Origin of the sequence: Sandarakinorhabdus sp. (assembly GCF_051860625.1) — a bacterium.
Lineage (GTDB): Bacteria > Pseudomonadota > Alphaproteobacteria > Sphingomonadales > Sphingomonadaceae > Sandarakinorhabdus.
Window position 1 is genome coordinate 55,563 of the sequence record NZ_JBHYDQ010000003.1, and the last position, 15,679, is coordinate 71,241.

A 15,679-nucleotide genomic window follows, 5' to 3' on the forward strand; every position below is an offset into this window, starting at 1 on the left:
GGCTATGCTGTCGCCATGGACGCTCGTCACGCACGCCCCGCCTCCCAGCCTGATCCCGGTGGCGATCGGGTGGAGGAACCCTTGAACGCCGACGATATTGCCGCCTGCGAGGAAGCCGAAGCGGCCGTTGCGCGCGGCGAATGGGTGGATGGCGAAGTGGTGCTTGCGGAATTAAGGGCCATGGCGGCGCGTCATCGGGAACGGGCACGCAAGTCCCGTGCGCTTCAGTCGCGGGATAGCACGGGCGCGTGAAGCTGCGCATTTCGGCGGACGCCCGCCGCGATCTGTCACGGATTGATCGTTGGCTTGGGTCCATCGACGGCGATCTGGGCGGGTTGGCGCAAGATGCCATCGCCGACCGCATCGAACTTGTCTTGACGAACCCGGCGATCGGTTCACCTGTGCCTGGCGGGCGACGCAAGATTATCGAACGCCGCTTCGGCTATGTGATCCTCTACAGCCATAACAACGAGTCCGTGACCATCTTGCGCATCCGTCACGCACGGGAGGATTGGCGCTGATGGCGCGTATCGGTCTGCTCGGCGGCAGCTTCAATCCGGCGCACGCCGCACACCGGCACATCAGCCTGGTGGCGCTGCAGCAGTTGCAACTGGATGCGGTTTGGTGGCTGGTCGCGCCGCAGAACCCGCTGAAATCGCCCGAATCCATGGCCGCGCTCGGCAGCCGCGTGGCGCGCGCCCAGCAGGAGGCGCGGCACCCGCGCATCCGTGTCACCGCGCTGGAAGCCGTGCTCGGCACGCGCTTTGCCGTCGATACGGTGATCGCGCTGAAACGCCGTTATCCGCAGCATCGTTTCATCTGGCTGGCTGGCGATGATATCGTGGCCGAACTGCATCGCTGGCGGCGCTGGCGACGGTTTCTCGGCGAAATTCCGCTGGCCGTTGCGCCGCGGCCTGGCGTATCGTTGATCGGCGCGCCGGCGCTCAGTTGGGCCGGCTGGTCGCCTGCCACGCCTTCGCGCTGGACGGACGCGCCGCTGCCAGCGATAATCAAACTTCATGCCGGATTCCGGCCGGAATCGGCGACCGCAGTGCGGCGCATCGATCCGGATTGGGCCAGCGAATTGACCGACAAAGCAAGGATTAGCGATTGACCAAGACTGACCGGGTGGACGAACTCCACGCCATGATCATGCAGAGCCTGGATGATGACCAGGCGGTGGACCCCGTCTCCATCCCGCTCGCCGGCAAGACCAGCATCGCGGATTTCATGGTGGTCGCCAGCGGCCGCAGCGGCCGTCAGGTGGCGTCGATGGCTACCAAGATCGCCGAAAAATTGAAAAGCGACTTCGGCCGCAGCGCCCGCGTGCAGGGCCTGCCGACTGCGGACTGGGTGTTGATCGATTGCGGGGACATCATTGTCCACATCTTCCGGCCCGATGTGCGGGTGTTCTACAATCTGGAACGCATGTGGGGCCTGGATGATGCGCCGGCACCAGCACAGGCGACGGCCAGCGCGCCGCCGGTCATTGCCACGCCCCGCTGAGTGAAGCTGCACATCATCGCACGCGGCCGCATCGGCCAGTCTCCCGAAGCCGAACTGGTGCAGCGCTACGCGGCCCGCCTGAAGGGCCGGCTGGCGGTTACCGAACTCAGCGACACCGCGCCCTGGCCTGCATTTTCCGGCGGCCGTAGCGTGGTGCTCGATGAACGTGGCCAGGATCTCGGCTCGGCCGATCTGGCGGCGCTGCTCGGCCGCTGGCGCGATGATGGCACGCGGGATGTGCGCTTTCTGATTGGCGCTGCCGACGGCCATGATGCTGCCACCCGCGCTGCGGCCGATCTGCTGCTCGGCTTTGGCCGCGCGACCTGGCCGCATATGCTGGTGCGCGCCATGCTCGCCGAACAAATTTATCGCGCGCTGTCGATCCTCGATGGCCACCCCTATCACCGCGGCTGAACCCCAATTCACCCGCGTTCACCCGCGCGCAAGGCCGCAGGGAGTAGCGCTGCGACATCCGTGTGCTATCCTGACCTTCCATTCAACTGAGTTCGCAGTCCAATGAGCCTGAGCAAAAGCTGGAAGATCGCCCTGCCGCTGGCCGCCTTGATGCTGGTGCCCGGTTACGCCGCCGTTCAGGCGGCTGCCGAAACCGACACCTACAAGGAACTCGACGCGTTGATGGACGTGTTCGAACGTGTGCGGGTGATCTATGTCGACAAGGTCGATGACAAGACGCTGATCCGCGGTGCCATCACCGGTATGCTCGCCAGCCTTGATCCACACTCCGCCTATCTCGACGGCCGCGACTATGCCAACCTCAAGCAGACCACCGATGGCGAATATACCGGTCTGGGCCTCACCGTGACCTCCGAGGATGGCGCCGTGAAGGTGGTGACGCCTACCGACGACACGCCAGCGGCGCGCGCCGGCATCAAGGCTGGCGATTACATCACCCACCTTGATGACGACCTGATCTATGGCGGATCCCTAAACGACGCGGTCGACAAGATGCGCGGCAAGGCCGGCACCACGATCAAGCTGACCGTTGTGCGTCAGGGCGAACCCAAGCCGATGGAGTTCACCCTCACCCGCGAAGTCGTGGTGATCCGCCCGGTCAAGTGGGAAACCCGTGGGCAAGTCGGCATGATCCGCATCGCCACCTTCAACAGCCGGACCGGCGAAGACACGCGTGCCGCCGTTGATGGCATCAAGGCCAAGCTGGGCGCCAATCTGGCTGGTTATGTCATCGACCTGCGTTCGAATCCGGGCGGCCTTTTGGATGAAGCCATCAAGGTATCGGACGTGTTCCTGTCGGGCGGCGAAGTCGTTTCCGAACGTCGCCGCGCCAAGAATGATGTCGATCATTATTACGCCAAACCGGGCGATGCCACCGATGGCAAGCCGCTGCTGGTGCTGGTTGACGAAGGCACTGCATCGGCTGCCGAAATCGTCGCCGGCGCGTTGCAGGATCATCGCCGCGCGCTGGTGCTGGGGCAGCGCAGCTTCGGCAAGGGCAGCGTGCAGACCGTTTATCCGCTGTCTGGTGAAACGGCGCTGCGCTTGACCACGGCGCGTTACTACACGCCGTCAGGGCGCAGCGTGCAGGAAAATGGCGTCGATCCCGACATCCAGGTGCCGCAGCTTTCCGATCCGCGCGTGTCGGACCGCAAGCCGATCCGCGAAGCCGATCTGAAAAAGCATCTGATCAACGAACTGAAGGACGCCACCGACAAGTTGGTGGAGCAGGACGGCCTGCCCGATCCGCGCTTCGTGGCCAAGGCCGATGATCTGAAGGCCAAGGGCGTGATCGATTATCAGCTCGATTATGCGCTGCGGCTCATCGGTCGCCTGGCACCGACTGCAGCACCGCCGGTACAAGTGGCCGGGCCGACGCCAGCCCTGCCGAGCACCAGCTCGCGTTGAAGGCAGGCCGGGGCTCGTGGCCGGGTGATTGCCCCGATATTGCCTGTGTCACAATCGCCGATTAAGCGCGTGACAGCCGTTTCAAACGAAAGCCTTGCCAGTGTTGCGCCGCCTGTATGATTGGACTCTGGCCAAGGCCGCCGGCCCCGGCGCCGAACGCTGGTTGATCGGCATCAGCTTTGCCGACAGCAGTTTCTTCCCGGTGCCGCCCGATGTCATGCAGATCCCGATGTCGATCGCGCGGCCGGAGCGGGCGTTGCGCTATGCTGCGGTCTCCACCGCCGCGTCCGTTGCTGGCGCGCTGCTCGGGTATGTGATCGGGTCAATGCTGTATCAGGCAGTCGGCGTGCCGCTGCTGGCGTTTTACGGCTATGAAGAACGCTTCGTGGCGTTCGCGGCCGACATCAAGGCCCACGGCTTCCTGTGGATGTTGGCCTTCGCTTTCCTGCCCATTCCTTACAAGGTGGCGACCATCGCCGCCGGTTCGGTGTCCCTTTCCATCCCGGTGCTGATCCTGGCGTCAATATTGGGCCGTGGCGGGCGGTTTTTCCTGGTGGCGCTGATCCTCAAGCGTTTCGGCCCGAAGGCGCAGGAATTGATAGACCGTTATTTCAACGCGCTGGCGCTTGCTGCCACCGCTCTGTTCGTCGGCGGCTTCGTCGTGGTCAAATATGCGTTCTGAGCCGGCCGGCCCCGCTGTGCTGCTGGCTGGCGCTGTCGCCTTGCTGGCCGGGGCCTGGGGCTTCGAATTGATTGGCGGGCTGGTGCCTTGCGAAATGTGCTGGTGGCAGCGCTGGGCCTTGCTGGCGGTGGCATTTCTGGCGTTCGATGCGCTGTTGCTCGGCCAGTTGAGCACAAGACAGCCGCTGCTTGGGCTGGTGGCGCACCTGTCCGGCTGGATGGCGCTGCTTGCGATGATCGGCAATGCCGGCATCGCGCTGTTTCACGCCGGCGTGGAGCAGAAATGGTGGCAAGGCCTCACCCGCTGCACGGCGCCGCCGCTGGCCGGTGATACACAATCGATGCTGGCCGACATCCTGGCGCAGCCGCTGGTGCGCTGCGACGCCATACCCTGGCAGATGTTCGGCATTTCCATGGCAGGGTGGAATTTCCTGATCTCTTTTGGTCTTTCCGGAGTTGCCGCATGGCTGATGCTCAGAACCCGGCGATAAAGCGCCGTCTGCCCGGCGATCGCCGCCCCGACACACGCGCGATGATCCGCGTTAACCAAGCCGGCGAGACTGGCGCGGCACGCATCTATGCCGGGCAATTGGCGGTTATGGGCGGGCGCCACGCGATGGCCGGCGAGATTCGCCACATGGCCGCCCAGGAACAGCGGCATCTGGATGGCATGAACGCCATCATGGCCCGCCGCAGCGTGCGCCCGACCATCTTCGGGCCGCTGTGGCATGTCGCCGGCTATGCGCTCGGCGCCGGCACGGCCTTGCTGGGCCCCAAGGCTGCCATGGCCTGCACCGAAGCGGTGGAAACCGTGATCGATGAACATTATGGCGAGCAGACCGAGGCGCTGGCCGATGGCAGCGATCCCGAGCTGAAGGCGATGATCGATGATTATCGCAGCGACGAGATCGAGCACCGCGAAGCAGCTGCCGTGCACACCGGCGGCGGCGCATTCCCGATCATGGAGGCAGTTATCCGCGCCGGCTGCCGCGCGGCCATCGCCGTGGCCAAACGCGTCTAATTGCGGATCTGATCGCGCATTTGGTAACGGCCGCCAACCCGGCCGGAGAACATCTGCGTCACCCCCGGATGATGCACGGCGTCGCCATCCGGATCCGGCAGCAAATTCTGTTGGCTGACATAGGCGACGTAGGTCGATTCCTCGTTCTCGGCAAACAGATGGTAGAACGGCTGGTTCTTGTGCGGCCTTATGGCTTCGGGGATGGATTGCCACCAATCCTCGGTGTTGTTGAAGATCGGATCGACGTCGAAAATCACGCCGCGGAACGGGAAAATCCGGTGCCGCACCACATCACCGATGGTGAAGGCGGCCGTGGTCGGGGCTTCGGCAGGAACATCAGGGTCGGACATCGGCGGCATGAAATTCCATTGGATCAGGGTGAAGGCAGCATGGCAACCTCAGGAGGCCTTCCTGCACAAGACCCCAATATAGGGCGCCAGCCCGCCGGTTGAAGGGGTTTCAATGTCACGCACAGCCCCCGCCTGCCGAACAGGCTTGGCATCCCCGCCCCCCTCCGCTATAGCCGCCCGCCTGACCAGCCTGCGGGCAGGGCACATCGCGGAGAGGTGCCGGAGTGGTCGATCGGGACGGTCTCGAAAACCGTTGTGGGTGCAAGCTCACCGTGGGTTCGAATCCCACCCTCTCCGCCATTTTCCCCCTAAGCATCTGAATTGATGAAACCCGTTGCAAAATCGAGCCTTTTGAATGGCATTTGTTTCAAACACCGCTGCAATACGCCGGATGGAACTGGGCTGGGGCAGCACATAAGTCACCGTCGTCTTTTCTTTCGCCGAGGCTATCCTGGACGCACCTCATTCCGTTCAGGATGGCGCGAACCCGTTACAAGTCCACTTTTGGGATGTTCGAGGTTTGGAGGCCTTCGCGGGCTTTGCTGATGAGTGCATGAACGGCGGGATTGGGGAAGCGCCGATCGACCGTGACGGCATGGAAGCTTTCGGTGATGCCCGGAAGTTCCTCGGCCTCGATCAACTCGCCATTGGAAATCTCGTCGCGCACGGCGATTGGCGGCAGCACGGCCAGCGCTGTGCCTTCGCGCACCAGCAGGCGCATCATGGCAATGTCGTCGACTTCGGCCGCGATTTGCGGGTTGATGCCCAGTTGCACGGCAAATGCGTCGAAACCGGTGCGCACGCTGCTTCCCAGTGTCGGCAGGATCAGCGGGTGCTGCGCCAGCAGGGCGGATATACTGCGCGTTGTGCCAATCAGCGCCGGTGTGCCGATCAGTTCGACATGCTGTTCCGAAAGCTTGTGCACGATGAACGGCCTCAAGGCGTCGATCTCTGGCGCCTGGTTGGTGAGGACGACATCGAGTTTGTGCATCTGCAGGGCGAGCAGCAGTTCCGATGCACTGCCTGACCGCAGGATGATCTCGATGTCGTCGCGGCCGAGCAGGGGGCGGACAAAGCCGATCTGGAAGTTGCGCGACAGGGTGGCGAGCGCGCCGACGCGCACCGCCTGGCGCGTTCGGCCGGTTTGCTGAAGCGTGCCGATCAGGTCGCGGCCCGTCGCAAAGATGGCATCGGCATGATCGACCGTGATGCGGCCGGCCTCGGTAAGCTGCAATTGCCGGCCACGCCGTTCGAACAGGGCGTGGCCCAGCCGGTCTTCCAGTTTGCGGATCTGCACCGATAGCGCCGATTGCGAGACATTCAGCCGTGCCGCGGTGCGCGTGAGGTTGCCATCCTGCGCCACGGCCCAGAAATAATGCAGGTGATTATAATTTAGTTCGCTCATCATCGATGCATAAAACAGAACGAAAAGCACGAAACAATGAATTTTTCGCGCGAATGATGCAGCGATAGAAACACCCCTGAGGCCATCAATGGCCGGAAACGGGGTGCACGCGATGCTGGATTTCCTTTTGCTGGCCGCGCCGGGCGCGGTTCTGGTGGCAGCCATGATCGGTTTGGCACGGCCGGGGCGCTTGTCCCGCGGCGGCGTGCGGTTGATCGAAGCGCTGGCGGTGGCCAGTCTGGTGTTTGCCGTTGTTGCTGCTGTTCGGCTGGTTGCTGTCGGCCCGATGTCGAGTCCGGTTCTGGGCATGGCGGGCATTGGCGTGTCGGTGCGGCTCGATGCGGTGAGCAGCGTGATGTTGCTGCTGGTCAGCTTTGTCGGCTGGGTCGTCGTGCGGTTCGCTGCGACCTATCTGGATGGCGAAGCCGGGCAGGGGCGGTTCATGGCCTGGCTCTGCCTGACACTGGCCAGCGTCATGCTGCTGGTGGTGGCCGGCAATCTGTTCCTGCTGGTCGCAGCCTGGATTGCGATCGGCATCGGCCTGACCCGGTTGCTGCTGTTCTACGCTGATCGACCGGCAGCGCAGCGTGCGGCCCGCAAGCAGTTGGTATTTGCCCGGCTTGGTGATGTGGCGCTTGTTGGTGCCGCCCTGCTGCTGTGGCTTGCCTATGGCACGGCCGATATCGGCGCCATCGTGGCAGCCGCGCGCGCCGGCGCCGGCGGTGATCCGGCGGTTGCGGCCGCGATCGTGCTGGCGTTGGCGGCGCTGCTGAAATCGGCACAGTTTCCCACGCATTGCTGGCTGACGGAGGTGATGGAAGCGCCGACGCCGGTATCGGCGTTGCTGCATGCCGGTGTCATCAATGCCGGTGGTTTCCTGCTGATCCGCTTTGCCGATGTCATGTTGCTTTCGCCGGCCGCATTGGCCGGGCTGGTGATGATCGGCGGCTTCACGGCGCTGTTTGCCGGCCTCGTCATGTTGACCCAGCCCGCCGTCAAGACGTCGCTGGCCTGGTCGACGATTGCGCAGATGGGTTTCATGATCATGCAATGCGGGCTGGCGCTGTTCTCGCTGGCCCTGCTGCACATTGTTGCCCACTCGCTGTACAAGGCGCACGCCTTTCTGTCGTCGGGCGGCGCCGTTGATCAGATTGCGGTCTTCCGTCGGCCCGGCACTGTCGCCATCGCCGGCCCCGGCGCCGTTGGCCGTGCCTTTGTCGTGGCCTTGCTGATCTATGGCGTCATTGGCGGCGCGGTCGGGTTCCTGGGCCAGTCGCCGCAGGCGCTGGCGCTGGGAGCGATTCTGATCTTCGGCATTGCCTATCTGCTGGCGCAGGGGCTGGCCGAAGCCGCCCCGGCCGCGCTGACCAGGAAACTGGCCGTGCTCGCGACCTATGCATCGATCGGCTATTTCGCGCTGCACGTCGCGGCGACCTGGTTGATTGAAGGCAGTGTCCCGCCGGCGCCGGCACCCGGTCCGCTCGAATGGGTGCTGATCGTGCTTGCGGTCGTCAGCTTTGGCCTGGTTGCGGTGGCGCAGGCCATGTTCCCGCTGTGGGCCTATCATCCGGCCGCTGCCGGCCTGCGCACCCATCTTTCAAACGGCCTGTACATCAACGCCCTGACCGACCGCATGCTCGGCGGCTGGGCCTTGCGTGACACGACGCCTGCCAACCGGAGGATTTCGGCATGACCAACGATGTTCATGCTGCAGCCATGGCGGCTGCGGCGGCCATCCCGCCAGCCTGGCCACTGGCATCAAGCGTGGCGGTCAATCCCTGGCTGGGTCAGACCGATGAAGGCCTCGCCATGGCTTCGGCACGCATGGCACGCGCGGCCGGCATCGCGATGACACTGGATCGGTCTTGGTACTTGGACCGCATCGCATCCGGCGCGATCAACGATGCCGATCTGGCAGCGGCACTGGCCGCTGCGCAAGGCTGGCATCCGGCAAGTGTAGCCGCCCTGAAGGCAGCGGCGGCCGAGCCTGCACCGGCCCCCGTTGCCACCGCGACCGTTGCCGATCTGGCTGCAGAGGCGTCCGGCATCGATTGGCCAGCCATCATCGCGGATCGCTTTGGCCGCTGGGCAGCGGACTGGTTTGATCAGGGCCAGGCGCTGTGGGCGGCGCCGCGCGGGCGTTGCGCCTATGCGGCCTGGCGGGCCATGGCGCTGCACGACCTGACGCCGGAAATCCTCGGGCTGCGCGGCTTTGCGGCCATGGTCGCAGCGGCACCGGAAAATGCGCCTGACGCGCTGGTGCAGGCCTCGGCGCGGCTGGGCATCACGGCAGACGCCATGCACAGTTGTTTCCACCGGGCGCTGTCGACGCTGGGCGGCTGGGGCCACGCGGCGCGATACCTGCAATGGCAGGCCAATCTGGCCGGCGGCGATGATTCCACGATCACCGATTTCCTGGCCATCCGGCTGCTGTGGGAAAGCGCGCTGCTGGACCAGTATCAGCCGCTGATCGGCCCGCAATGGCAGGCGGCGCTGGCGGCCCATGCCGCGCCGATCACGCCCACCGCCGCGCAAAGCGTGGATGCCATATTGCAGGATGCCGCGGAACGGGCGGCGCAGCGCGAAATCGCGGCCTGTCTTGCCGGCGATGCCGCCGGGCGCCCTGCCGAAACGCCGCTTGTCCAGATGGCGTTCTGCATCGATGTCCGGTCTGAAGTGTTTCGCCGGGCGCTCGAATCGGTCAATCCGGCGATCCAGACGCTTGGCTTTGCCGGCTTCTTCGGCCTTGGTACGTCGCATCAGCGCCTGGGGTCCGACGTGGCCGAACATCGGCTGCCGGTGCTGCTCAATGCCGGCCTGACCACGCGGGCCGGCGGCGCGGCGGATCAAGCTGCTGATACGGCGCGGCGGTTGGATGTGCGGGTTACGCGGGCCTGGGCGCGGTTCAAGCTGGCGGCCGTTTCATCCTTTGCCTTTGTCGAGGCCGCCGGGCCGTCCTATCTGCTGAAGCTTGTGCGCGATGCGGTGGGGATGGCAGCCAGCCCGGCCGGTGATGATCCGGCGCCACGGCCGGAACCGGCGCTCACACTGGCCACACGCGCCGGCATGGCGGAATCGGTCCTGCGTGCCATGTCGCTGGCGTCCGGCTTTGCGCCGTTGGTGGTGCTGGCCGGCCATGGTGCGAATGTGGTGAACAATCCCCATGCCAGCGGGCTGCATTGCGGCGCCTGTGGCGGCTATTCCGGCGAGGTCAACGCCCGGTTGCTGGCCAGCCTGCTCAACAGTCCGGATGTCCGCATCGCACTGCGTGAGCGCGGCATCGTCATTCCGCACGCGACCAGGTTCATCGGGGCGCTGCATGACACGACGACCGATGACATCCGCCTGTTCGATGCCGATCTGGAAACGGCCGTTGACGTTTCGCAGCTGCGCCAGTGGCTGGCGGCGGCGACCGTGCTGGCCCGGACCGAGCGGGCACTGCGCCTGCCGCGTGCGCACGGCCCGGCATCCATCGTTCGCCGCAGCCGGGATTGGGCGGAAACCCGGCCCGAATGGGGCCTGGCCGGCTGCAAGGCGTTCATTGCCGCGCCGCGTTTCCGCACCCGCGGCCGGGCCCTGGCGGGCCGCGCCTTCCTGCATGATTATGAATGGGAGAAGGATACGGACTTCGGCGTGCTGGAGTTGATCATGACGGCCCCGGTCGTGGTCGCAAGCTGGATCAGCCTGCAATATTATGGATCGAGCGTGGCGCCTGCGTTGTTCGGCGGCGGCAACAAACTGCTGCATAATGTGGTCGGCGGCTTTGGCGTGGTCGAAGGCAACGGCGGCACCATCCGGACCGGACTGCCCTGGCAATCGGTGCACGACGGAACGTCACTGATGCACGAACCGCTGCGGCTGACCGTGTGCATCGAAGCCCCCCGCGAAGCGATGACGGCGATCCTGGCGCGGCATCCCGGCGTGGCAGCGCTGTTCGACAACCGCTGGTTGCACCTGTTCGCACTTGATGAAGCTGGCCGGATGGCCTGGCGATACTACGGCCATTCACAGTGGGAACCTGCCGAAGCCCAAGCGCAGCCAGCCGCGTGCCCGGACCTGGCCGCCTGACGACAGCAAATGACCTGGATGGATGGACGACATGCAGCATGAACCCGAAACGGTCACGGCGATTACCAAAGCACGGATCAATCAACTGCTCGACAGCCCGAACGTCAGCGACTGGCTGAAGACGGCGTTGCGGGCCGCCGACGGGCACGATCCGATCACCTTGCAGAACGAGATCGAGATCCTTCGCCATGTCATTGCAGCCCTGGCACGCACGGATCACGATGTCGCGATGCGGCCGATCTCGATCAAATAGCGTCGCTCCACAAGCGCCGTGCAAGCTGCATCGGCAATCAGGCCGGCAGATCGTCGGATCGGAAAACATCAACGGCGGGCAGCCGTGCTTCGGTTGGACGGCTCGTGATCACGGCTTGCACCCGTTGCGCGACCCAGCATTATACCGGGTGCCAAAACGGAGGCCGCATGACGATACTGTCGACTGTTCCCGCCCGCGCCGAGCGCGGTTTTGAAAGGGTCGATGATGCAGCTTTCACGGCGTGACGTCATGGCAACGCTTGCAATGGCGGCTGCGGCGCCGTTGCAAGCCGCCGCGCCGGCAAATGGTTTCGTGAAGCCACGCCGCCTGCGTCCCGGCGACACAATCGGCCTGATTGAACCGGCATCTGCCAGCGACGAGGCGATGCAACTCACCATTGTCGAGGAGGTGGTGACCGCCATGGGGTTGACGCCAAAGCGCGCGCCCAACCTGGCGAGCCGCCACGGCTATCTGGGCGGCACCGACGAAAGCCGCGCCGCCGATGTCAACGCCATGTTTCGCGACCCGCAGGTCAAGGCGTTGTTCGCCGTGCGCGGCGGGTGGGGCAGCGCCCGGATGCTCCCGCTTCTCGATTGGCCGATGATCCGGGCCAACCCAAAGCTGGTGCTGGGGTTCAGCGACATCACCGCGCTGCACATGGCGATCGCCGCCAAGGCCGGCTTTGTGACATTGCACGGCCCCAATGCCGGCAGCGCGTGGGGCAATGCATCGGTTGAACATTTCCGGGCAATTGCCTTTGATGGTGCGGCGCCGTTGCTGGTCAATCCGCAAGGCACCGAAAACCGGCTGGTGCAGCGGATGTGGCGCACCCAGACGATTGGCGGCGGGCGCGCGCGCGGGCGGCTGCTGGGCGGCAACCTCACCGTGCTGACGGCGCTTGCCGGCACCGAATATCTACCGGATTTTTCGGGCGCGATCCTGTTCCTGGAGGATGTGGACGAGGCCGAGTACCGGATCGACCGGATGCTGACCCAATTGGGACAGGCCGGCGTGCTCGGCAAGGTGGCGGGGGTCGTCTTCGGCCAGTGCACCAATTGCACGGGATCAAGCCGCGGGCGCTATGGCGGCTTCACCGTGACCGATCTTCTGATCCACCATCTCGGGCGGCTCGGCGTGCCGGCCTTTCAGGGCGCCTGGTTCGGCCACATTGCCGACCAGTTTACCCTGCCCGTCGGCGCAATGGCTGAAATCGACGCGGACGCCGGCACAATTCGGCTGCTGGAACCGGCGGTGGCATGACGCAAGGCAGAGATCTCGCGCGCCATCGTGAGCGCTCGACCAGACGCCACTTCGCCAGCATCGCCGCATCTCTCTTTCCGGCCGGATACACAACTGGGACAGGATCAAGCCGCTGCTCTTTCAGTATTGGCACGTAACGTTTCGACGCTGCTGCCATTGCTCAAATCCGACAGCTTGCAGATCCTTGTCCTTCATCCACCAACGCTTCGTTCCGGCCAACCCTTGGCAATGGCGCTATCGCGTGAACAAAAACTAGTGCGTAGCGACCGGAACGATTAGAGCGTTTCATGATTAATTTGGGTCATCGGCACGGAATCGTATTTGGTTCAGCGCAAGGAGCGGGGAGGGCGCGATGCTGGAGGCATCGTAACCGACGAGCGACGCAGCGCTGGACCAGAGGCGATCCGCCCCAAAGGCGGCGCCCGAAGGGCGATGACGGTAATCCAAATTGGTCGCAAAGCGCTCTGGACGGCTTGCACGATGGTTGATCTCATTCGTGGCGCAAATGCGCCGCTATCCCAGATGCGCTTTGATACGGTGCTGCGCTGGCCCACGGCCGCCGGTGCCCTCGATGCCAGCGTGTTTCTGGTCGGGACATCAGGCCATGTGCGCGGTGATGCCGACATGATTTTCTACAACCAGCCCAATGCGCAAAATCAATGCATACGCCTGCTGGATAACAGCAACGGCCTGGCGCGCTTCTCAGTTTCGCTGCCAGATATCCCAGACGATGTGGCAAAGGTCATTTTCTGCCTGACGGTGGACGGTCCGGGCCGATCAATGGCCGATTTCAACGGGATGGAACTCGTGGCCGAGACCAGCGGCAGCGTGATGCATCAGTTCAGGCCCAGCCTTGGTGGCGCCGACGAAGTCGCCATGATGGTGGCCGAACTCTATCGCCGCGACGCAGGCTGGAAGATCCGGGCTGTCGCTCAGGGTTTTCGCGGCGGCCTCGCCGCGCTGGCAACGAGCATGGGCGTCGATGTCGAAAGCGAGGATGAAACCGCGTCCGCGGCAAACCAAACTCCGCCAGCGCCTGAAGCACCGCGCACGATGTCGAACCCGGCAATACCCCAGGCCGAGCCGCCCTGGCCTCCGGCCGGCCCCGAGCCTTCCGAACCCGTGCCGCCAAAGCCGCAAGCCCGCACGGCTGGCGCCCGCTTGCTGTTACCGGCCGACCGCGTGGCTATCGAAGCAGGATCAGGCCGATTGACCGTCGGTCTCGATTGGCGCTGGCGGATCGGTGGCGATGGGCGCGTGCGGCCCATCGGCCTTTCGCTTGGCGCGGCATATGTTGGCGCAAGCGGCGCCAGGGGAGCCGTCCAGATTCCCGATTATCGGGGCCAACTGGACGCTTCGCCCTGGTTGATGGTGGTGCCAGGCTCTCCGCGCGCGCCGGACAGCGGGCAAGAACGCCTGGTGATCAATCTTGACCAACGCGCCGCGTTTGAATGGATCGATATCTTCGTCTTCATCTCCAAGGGGTCTTCCACATGGATCGGCTGTGAAGCCTGGGTCAATATTTCCGGTCCGCTGCCACAGCCGCTGGAGTATCGGATCGATTCTCCTGGGGACGGGCAGGCCGCCATTGCCCTGCTGCGCCTGATTGACACGCCGGATGGCCGCACGATTCAGCGGCTGGACCAACCCGGCGCCCATCAAGCCGAGCTGGATTCCAAGTTGAACTGGGGTCTGGACTGGCGATTTCCGTCGGTGCGCTGACATGGGGGTTCGCTGTCAAGCTCAAGTTGCTGCTATTCAATAGAGTGCGTGGTTGGGAAACCACTGGACAAAGCAATCGCCTTCAGAACTATTATGGTCTCATTGGGAGGGCGTTAATGTCAGTTCGGAGGAGTTTGAGTGTTGCGGCACTGATGCTGGTTGCTGCCTGCGGTTCCAAAACGCCCGCCCCCGTCAGCGATGGCGCGACCTGTTATCCGCCGGCGGCTGCCGCGTATATAAAGGATTCCGATAAGAATGCGGCTGCACCGCGTGACACGGGCGGGCCCTATTCGCTGTATCTGGATGGATCAGCCAGCATGGTGGGCTATATCCGAGGCGGCAGCGCCACCGATCGTTTGCTGCCGGATCTTGTCGGCATGTTGCCCGAACTGCAACAGATTGACCGCGGACAGCTGAAGAGCTGGCGTTTCGACCGCAAGTTCACCGAACTTGATTCCGCCGCACGGCAGCGCATGCAGACCGAAGGCGGCTATCTCTGCCCCGCAGGCGAACCGAACTGCGACGCGCAGGAAAGTCATATCGATGCCGTGTTCGAACGTGTTGCCGGCGAGCCGGCCGACGCGCTTTCGGTGATCGTCAGCGATTTGTGGCTGGTGAATGACGAGGTGCTGACCAGTAGCGGGGTGGCGTTTGCCAAACCGTTCGGGAAGATCTTTGCCAGCGGTCGCAGCATCGCCATCTATGGCTTTGAGAGCCCCTATGCCGGGCGGGTGAGCGACCTGCCGAGCGGCCGCCGCGACGTGACTGCTGCCGGCCGGCATCTGTTCGTTGTCGTCGCTGGGCCCGCCGCGCGAATGCAGGCCTTTCATCGCGCCATGCAGCAGGCGCCTTCCTCGCGGATCGCCAATGCCCTGACCAATGGCACCGCCCATCATGCGCTGTTCACACTGGAACCGATGCTGGGCGGGGCTGGCGGGCAAGGGCTGACGGCGGCTGGCGGATCTGCGTTGAAGAAATTCCAGTTCCTGACACCGCGGCAGGGTGTCATCGTCTCGCAATTCTCGCTCGATCGCGCCGCTGCGCTGCGCAGCGCCAAGGCCGATCCCGGCGCCACCTGGCCCGGTGTTTCAGCGGACGCCATCAGGCCTGGCGCGGTCTGGCGTGGGCCGTTGCGCGGTGAAACCCGGATCTGGCGCCAGGTGGGTGATGCCTGCGCGCCCAAGGGCGCCGATTGGCAGGCAGAAGGCAAGCTGTCTGGCGGCTGGAGCGCGGATGGAACCGGCAGCTATCGCCTGGATCCGGCCACGCTTGCAGCACTTGGTTCCGGCACATTCATGCTGGTGGGCGAGGCGACGCGCGTCTCTTTGACCATTCCCAACCCGGACACAGCCTGGCTGCGCGACTGGAGCTTCAATGCCTCGCAGGAGAGCGAAGCTGTCACCCGCAAGGTGGTGCCGACGCTGAACCTGTCTGAAACCGCGCGCTTGCTGGAGCTTGCGTTGCTGGATGCGGCCGAACGCCAGCCTGTGCGTCTGGGCGGGTTTGCCACCGTCGTGAAGATCGATTGAAGG

General features: G+C 64.4%; 17 protein-coding genes and 1 tRNA gene. 16 read left to right on the forward strand and 2 right to left on the reverse strand.

Translation table 11 applies throughout. The features are described 5' to 3' along the window. Positions 1-15 precede the first annotated feature (15 nt). The 9 genes from ACTIEZ_RS04300 (at position 16) to ACTIEZ_RS04340 (ending at position 5,089) form a co-directional block, all read left to right on the forward strand. Complete coding sequence (locus tag ACTIEZ_RS04300) at positions 16-252, forward strand: hypothetical protein (RefSeq protein ID WP_439545423.1); 237 nt, start codon at positions 16-18, stop codon at positions 250-252. Further along, positions 249-521, forward strand: coding sequence for a type II toxin-antitoxin system RelE/ParE family toxin (locus tag ACTIEZ_RS04305; protein ID WP_439545424.1), 273 nt, complete (start codon positions 249-251; stop codon positions 519-521). Before ACTIEZ_RS04300 ends, ACTIEZ_RS04305 begins: the two co-directional genes overlap by 4 nt. Then, positions 521-1,114, forward strand: coding sequence for a nicotinate-nucleotide adenylyltransferase (locus ACTIEZ_RS04310; protein WP_439545425.1), 594 nt, complete (start codon positions 521-523; stop codon positions 1,112-1,114). Before ACTIEZ_RS04305 ends, ACTIEZ_RS04310 begins: the two co-directional genes overlap by 1 nt. Before the next feature lie 32 nt (positions 1,115-1,146). Next, positions 1,147-1,506 (forward strand): ribosome silencing factor, encoded by a 360-nt coding sequence (gene rsfS / locus ACTIEZ_RS04315; RefSeq protein WP_439545591.1) that lies wholly within the window; start codon positions 1,147-1,149, stop codon positions 1,504-1,506. After that, positions 1,507-1,920 (forward strand): 23S rRNA (pseudouridine(1915)-N(3))-methyltransferase RlmH, encoded by a 414-nt coding sequence (locus ACTIEZ_RS04320; RefSeq protein WP_439545426.1) that lies wholly within the window; start codon positions 1,507-1,509, stop codon positions 1,918-1,920. 102 nt (positions 1,921-2,022) lie between these two features. After that, complete coding sequence (locus tag ACTIEZ_RS04325; protein ID WP_439545427.1) at positions 2,023-3,387, forward strand: S41 family peptidase; 1,365 nt, start codon at positions 2,023-2,025, stop codon at positions 3,385-3,387. Positions 3,388-3,487: 100 nt separating this feature from the next. After that, complete coding sequence (locus ACTIEZ_RS04330; RefSeq protein ID WP_439545428.1) at positions 3,488-4,069, forward strand: YqaA family protein; 582 nt, start codon at positions 3,488-3,490, stop codon at positions 4,067-4,069. Next, positions 4,059-4,559, forward strand: coding sequence for a disulfide bond formation protein B (locus ACTIEZ_RS04335; RefSeq protein ID WP_439545429.1), 501 nt, complete (start codon positions 4,059-4,061; stop codon positions 4,557-4,559). Before ACTIEZ_RS04330 ends, ACTIEZ_RS04335 begins: the two co-directional genes overlap by 11 nt. Further along, the gene (locus ACTIEZ_RS04340; protein ID WP_439545430.1) at positions 4,532-5,089 is read left to right on the forward strand and encodes a demethoxyubiquinone hydroxylase family protein; all 558 of its coding nucleotides are present in this window, start codon (positions 4,532-4,534) and stop codon (positions 5,087-5,089) included. The genes ACTIEZ_RS04335 and ACTIEZ_RS04340 overlap by 28 nt, the downstream gene beginning before the upstream one ends. Here ACTIEZ_RS04340 and hspQ read toward each other — a convergent pair. Continuing rightward, positions 5,086-5,448 (reverse strand): heat shock protein HspQ, encoded by a 363-nt coding sequence (gene hspQ / locus ACTIEZ_RS04345; protein WP_439545431.1) that lies wholly within the window; start codon positions 5,446-5,448, stop codon positions 5,086-5,088. The genes ACTIEZ_RS04340 and hspQ overlap by 4 nt on opposite strands. Positions 5,449-5,649: 201 nt before the next feature. Here hspQ and ACTIEZ_RS04350 point away from each other — a divergent pair. Then, positions 5,650-5,739, forward strand: a tRNA-Ser gene (locus ACTIEZ_RS04350). A gap of 190 nt (positions 5,740-5,929) precedes the next feature. Here the strand turns inward: ACTIEZ_RS04350 and ACTIEZ_RS04355 are convergent. After that, on the reverse strand, positions 5,930-6,844 hold the full coding sequence (locus tag ACTIEZ_RS04355; RefSeq protein ID WP_439545432.1) for a LysR family transcriptional regulator: 915 nt from the start codon (positions 6,842-6,844) through the stop codon (positions 5,930-5,932). A 112-nt stretch (positions 6,845-6,956) separates the two neighbouring features. Here ACTIEZ_RS04355 and ACTIEZ_RS04360 point away from each other — a divergent pair, with 112 nt between their 5' ends. The 6 genes from ACTIEZ_RS04360 (at position 6,957) to ACTIEZ_RS04385 (ending at position 15,676) form a co-directional block, all read left to right on the forward strand. Next, positions 6,957-8,537, forward strand: a complete 1,581-nt coding sequence (locus ACTIEZ_RS04360) for a proton-conducting transporter transmembrane domain-containing protein (protein ID WP_439545433.1) — start codon at positions 6,957-6,959, stop codon at positions 8,535-8,537. Next, entirely contained in the window at positions 8,534-10,912 is a 2,379-nt protein-coding gene (locus ACTIEZ_RS04365; RefSeq protein ID WP_439545434.1) for a YbcC family protein, read from the forward strand. Before ACTIEZ_RS04360 ends, ACTIEZ_RS04365 begins: the two co-directional genes overlap by 4 nt. Positions 10,913-10,934: 22 nt before the next feature. After that, a complete protein-coding gene (locus tag ACTIEZ_RS04370; protein ID WP_439545435.1) occupies positions 10,935-11,165 on the forward strand; it encodes a hypothetical protein in 231 nt (76 codons plus the stop codon). 249 nt (positions 11,166-11,414) lie between these two features. Next, a complete protein-coding gene (locus ACTIEZ_RS04375) occupies positions 11,415-12,425 on the forward strand; it encodes a S66 peptidase family protein (RefSeq protein WP_439545436.1) in 1,011 nt (336 codons plus the stop codon). 321 nt (positions 12,426-12,746) lie between these two features. Beyond that, the gene (locus ACTIEZ_RS04380; protein ID WP_439545437.1) at positions 12,747-14,147 is read left to right on the forward strand and encodes a TerD family protein; all 1,401 of its coding nucleotides are present in this window, start codon (positions 12,747-12,749) and stop codon (positions 14,145-14,147) included. Between the two features lie 152 nt (positions 14,148-14,299). Further along, positions 14,300-15,676: a hypothetical protein gene (locus tag ACTIEZ_RS04385; protein ID WP_439545438.1), complete on the forward strand. Its 1,377-nt coding sequence runs from the start codon at positions 14,300-14,302 to the stop codon at positions 15,674-15,676. The last annotated feature ends 3 nt before the right edge of the window (positions 15,677-15,679 follow it).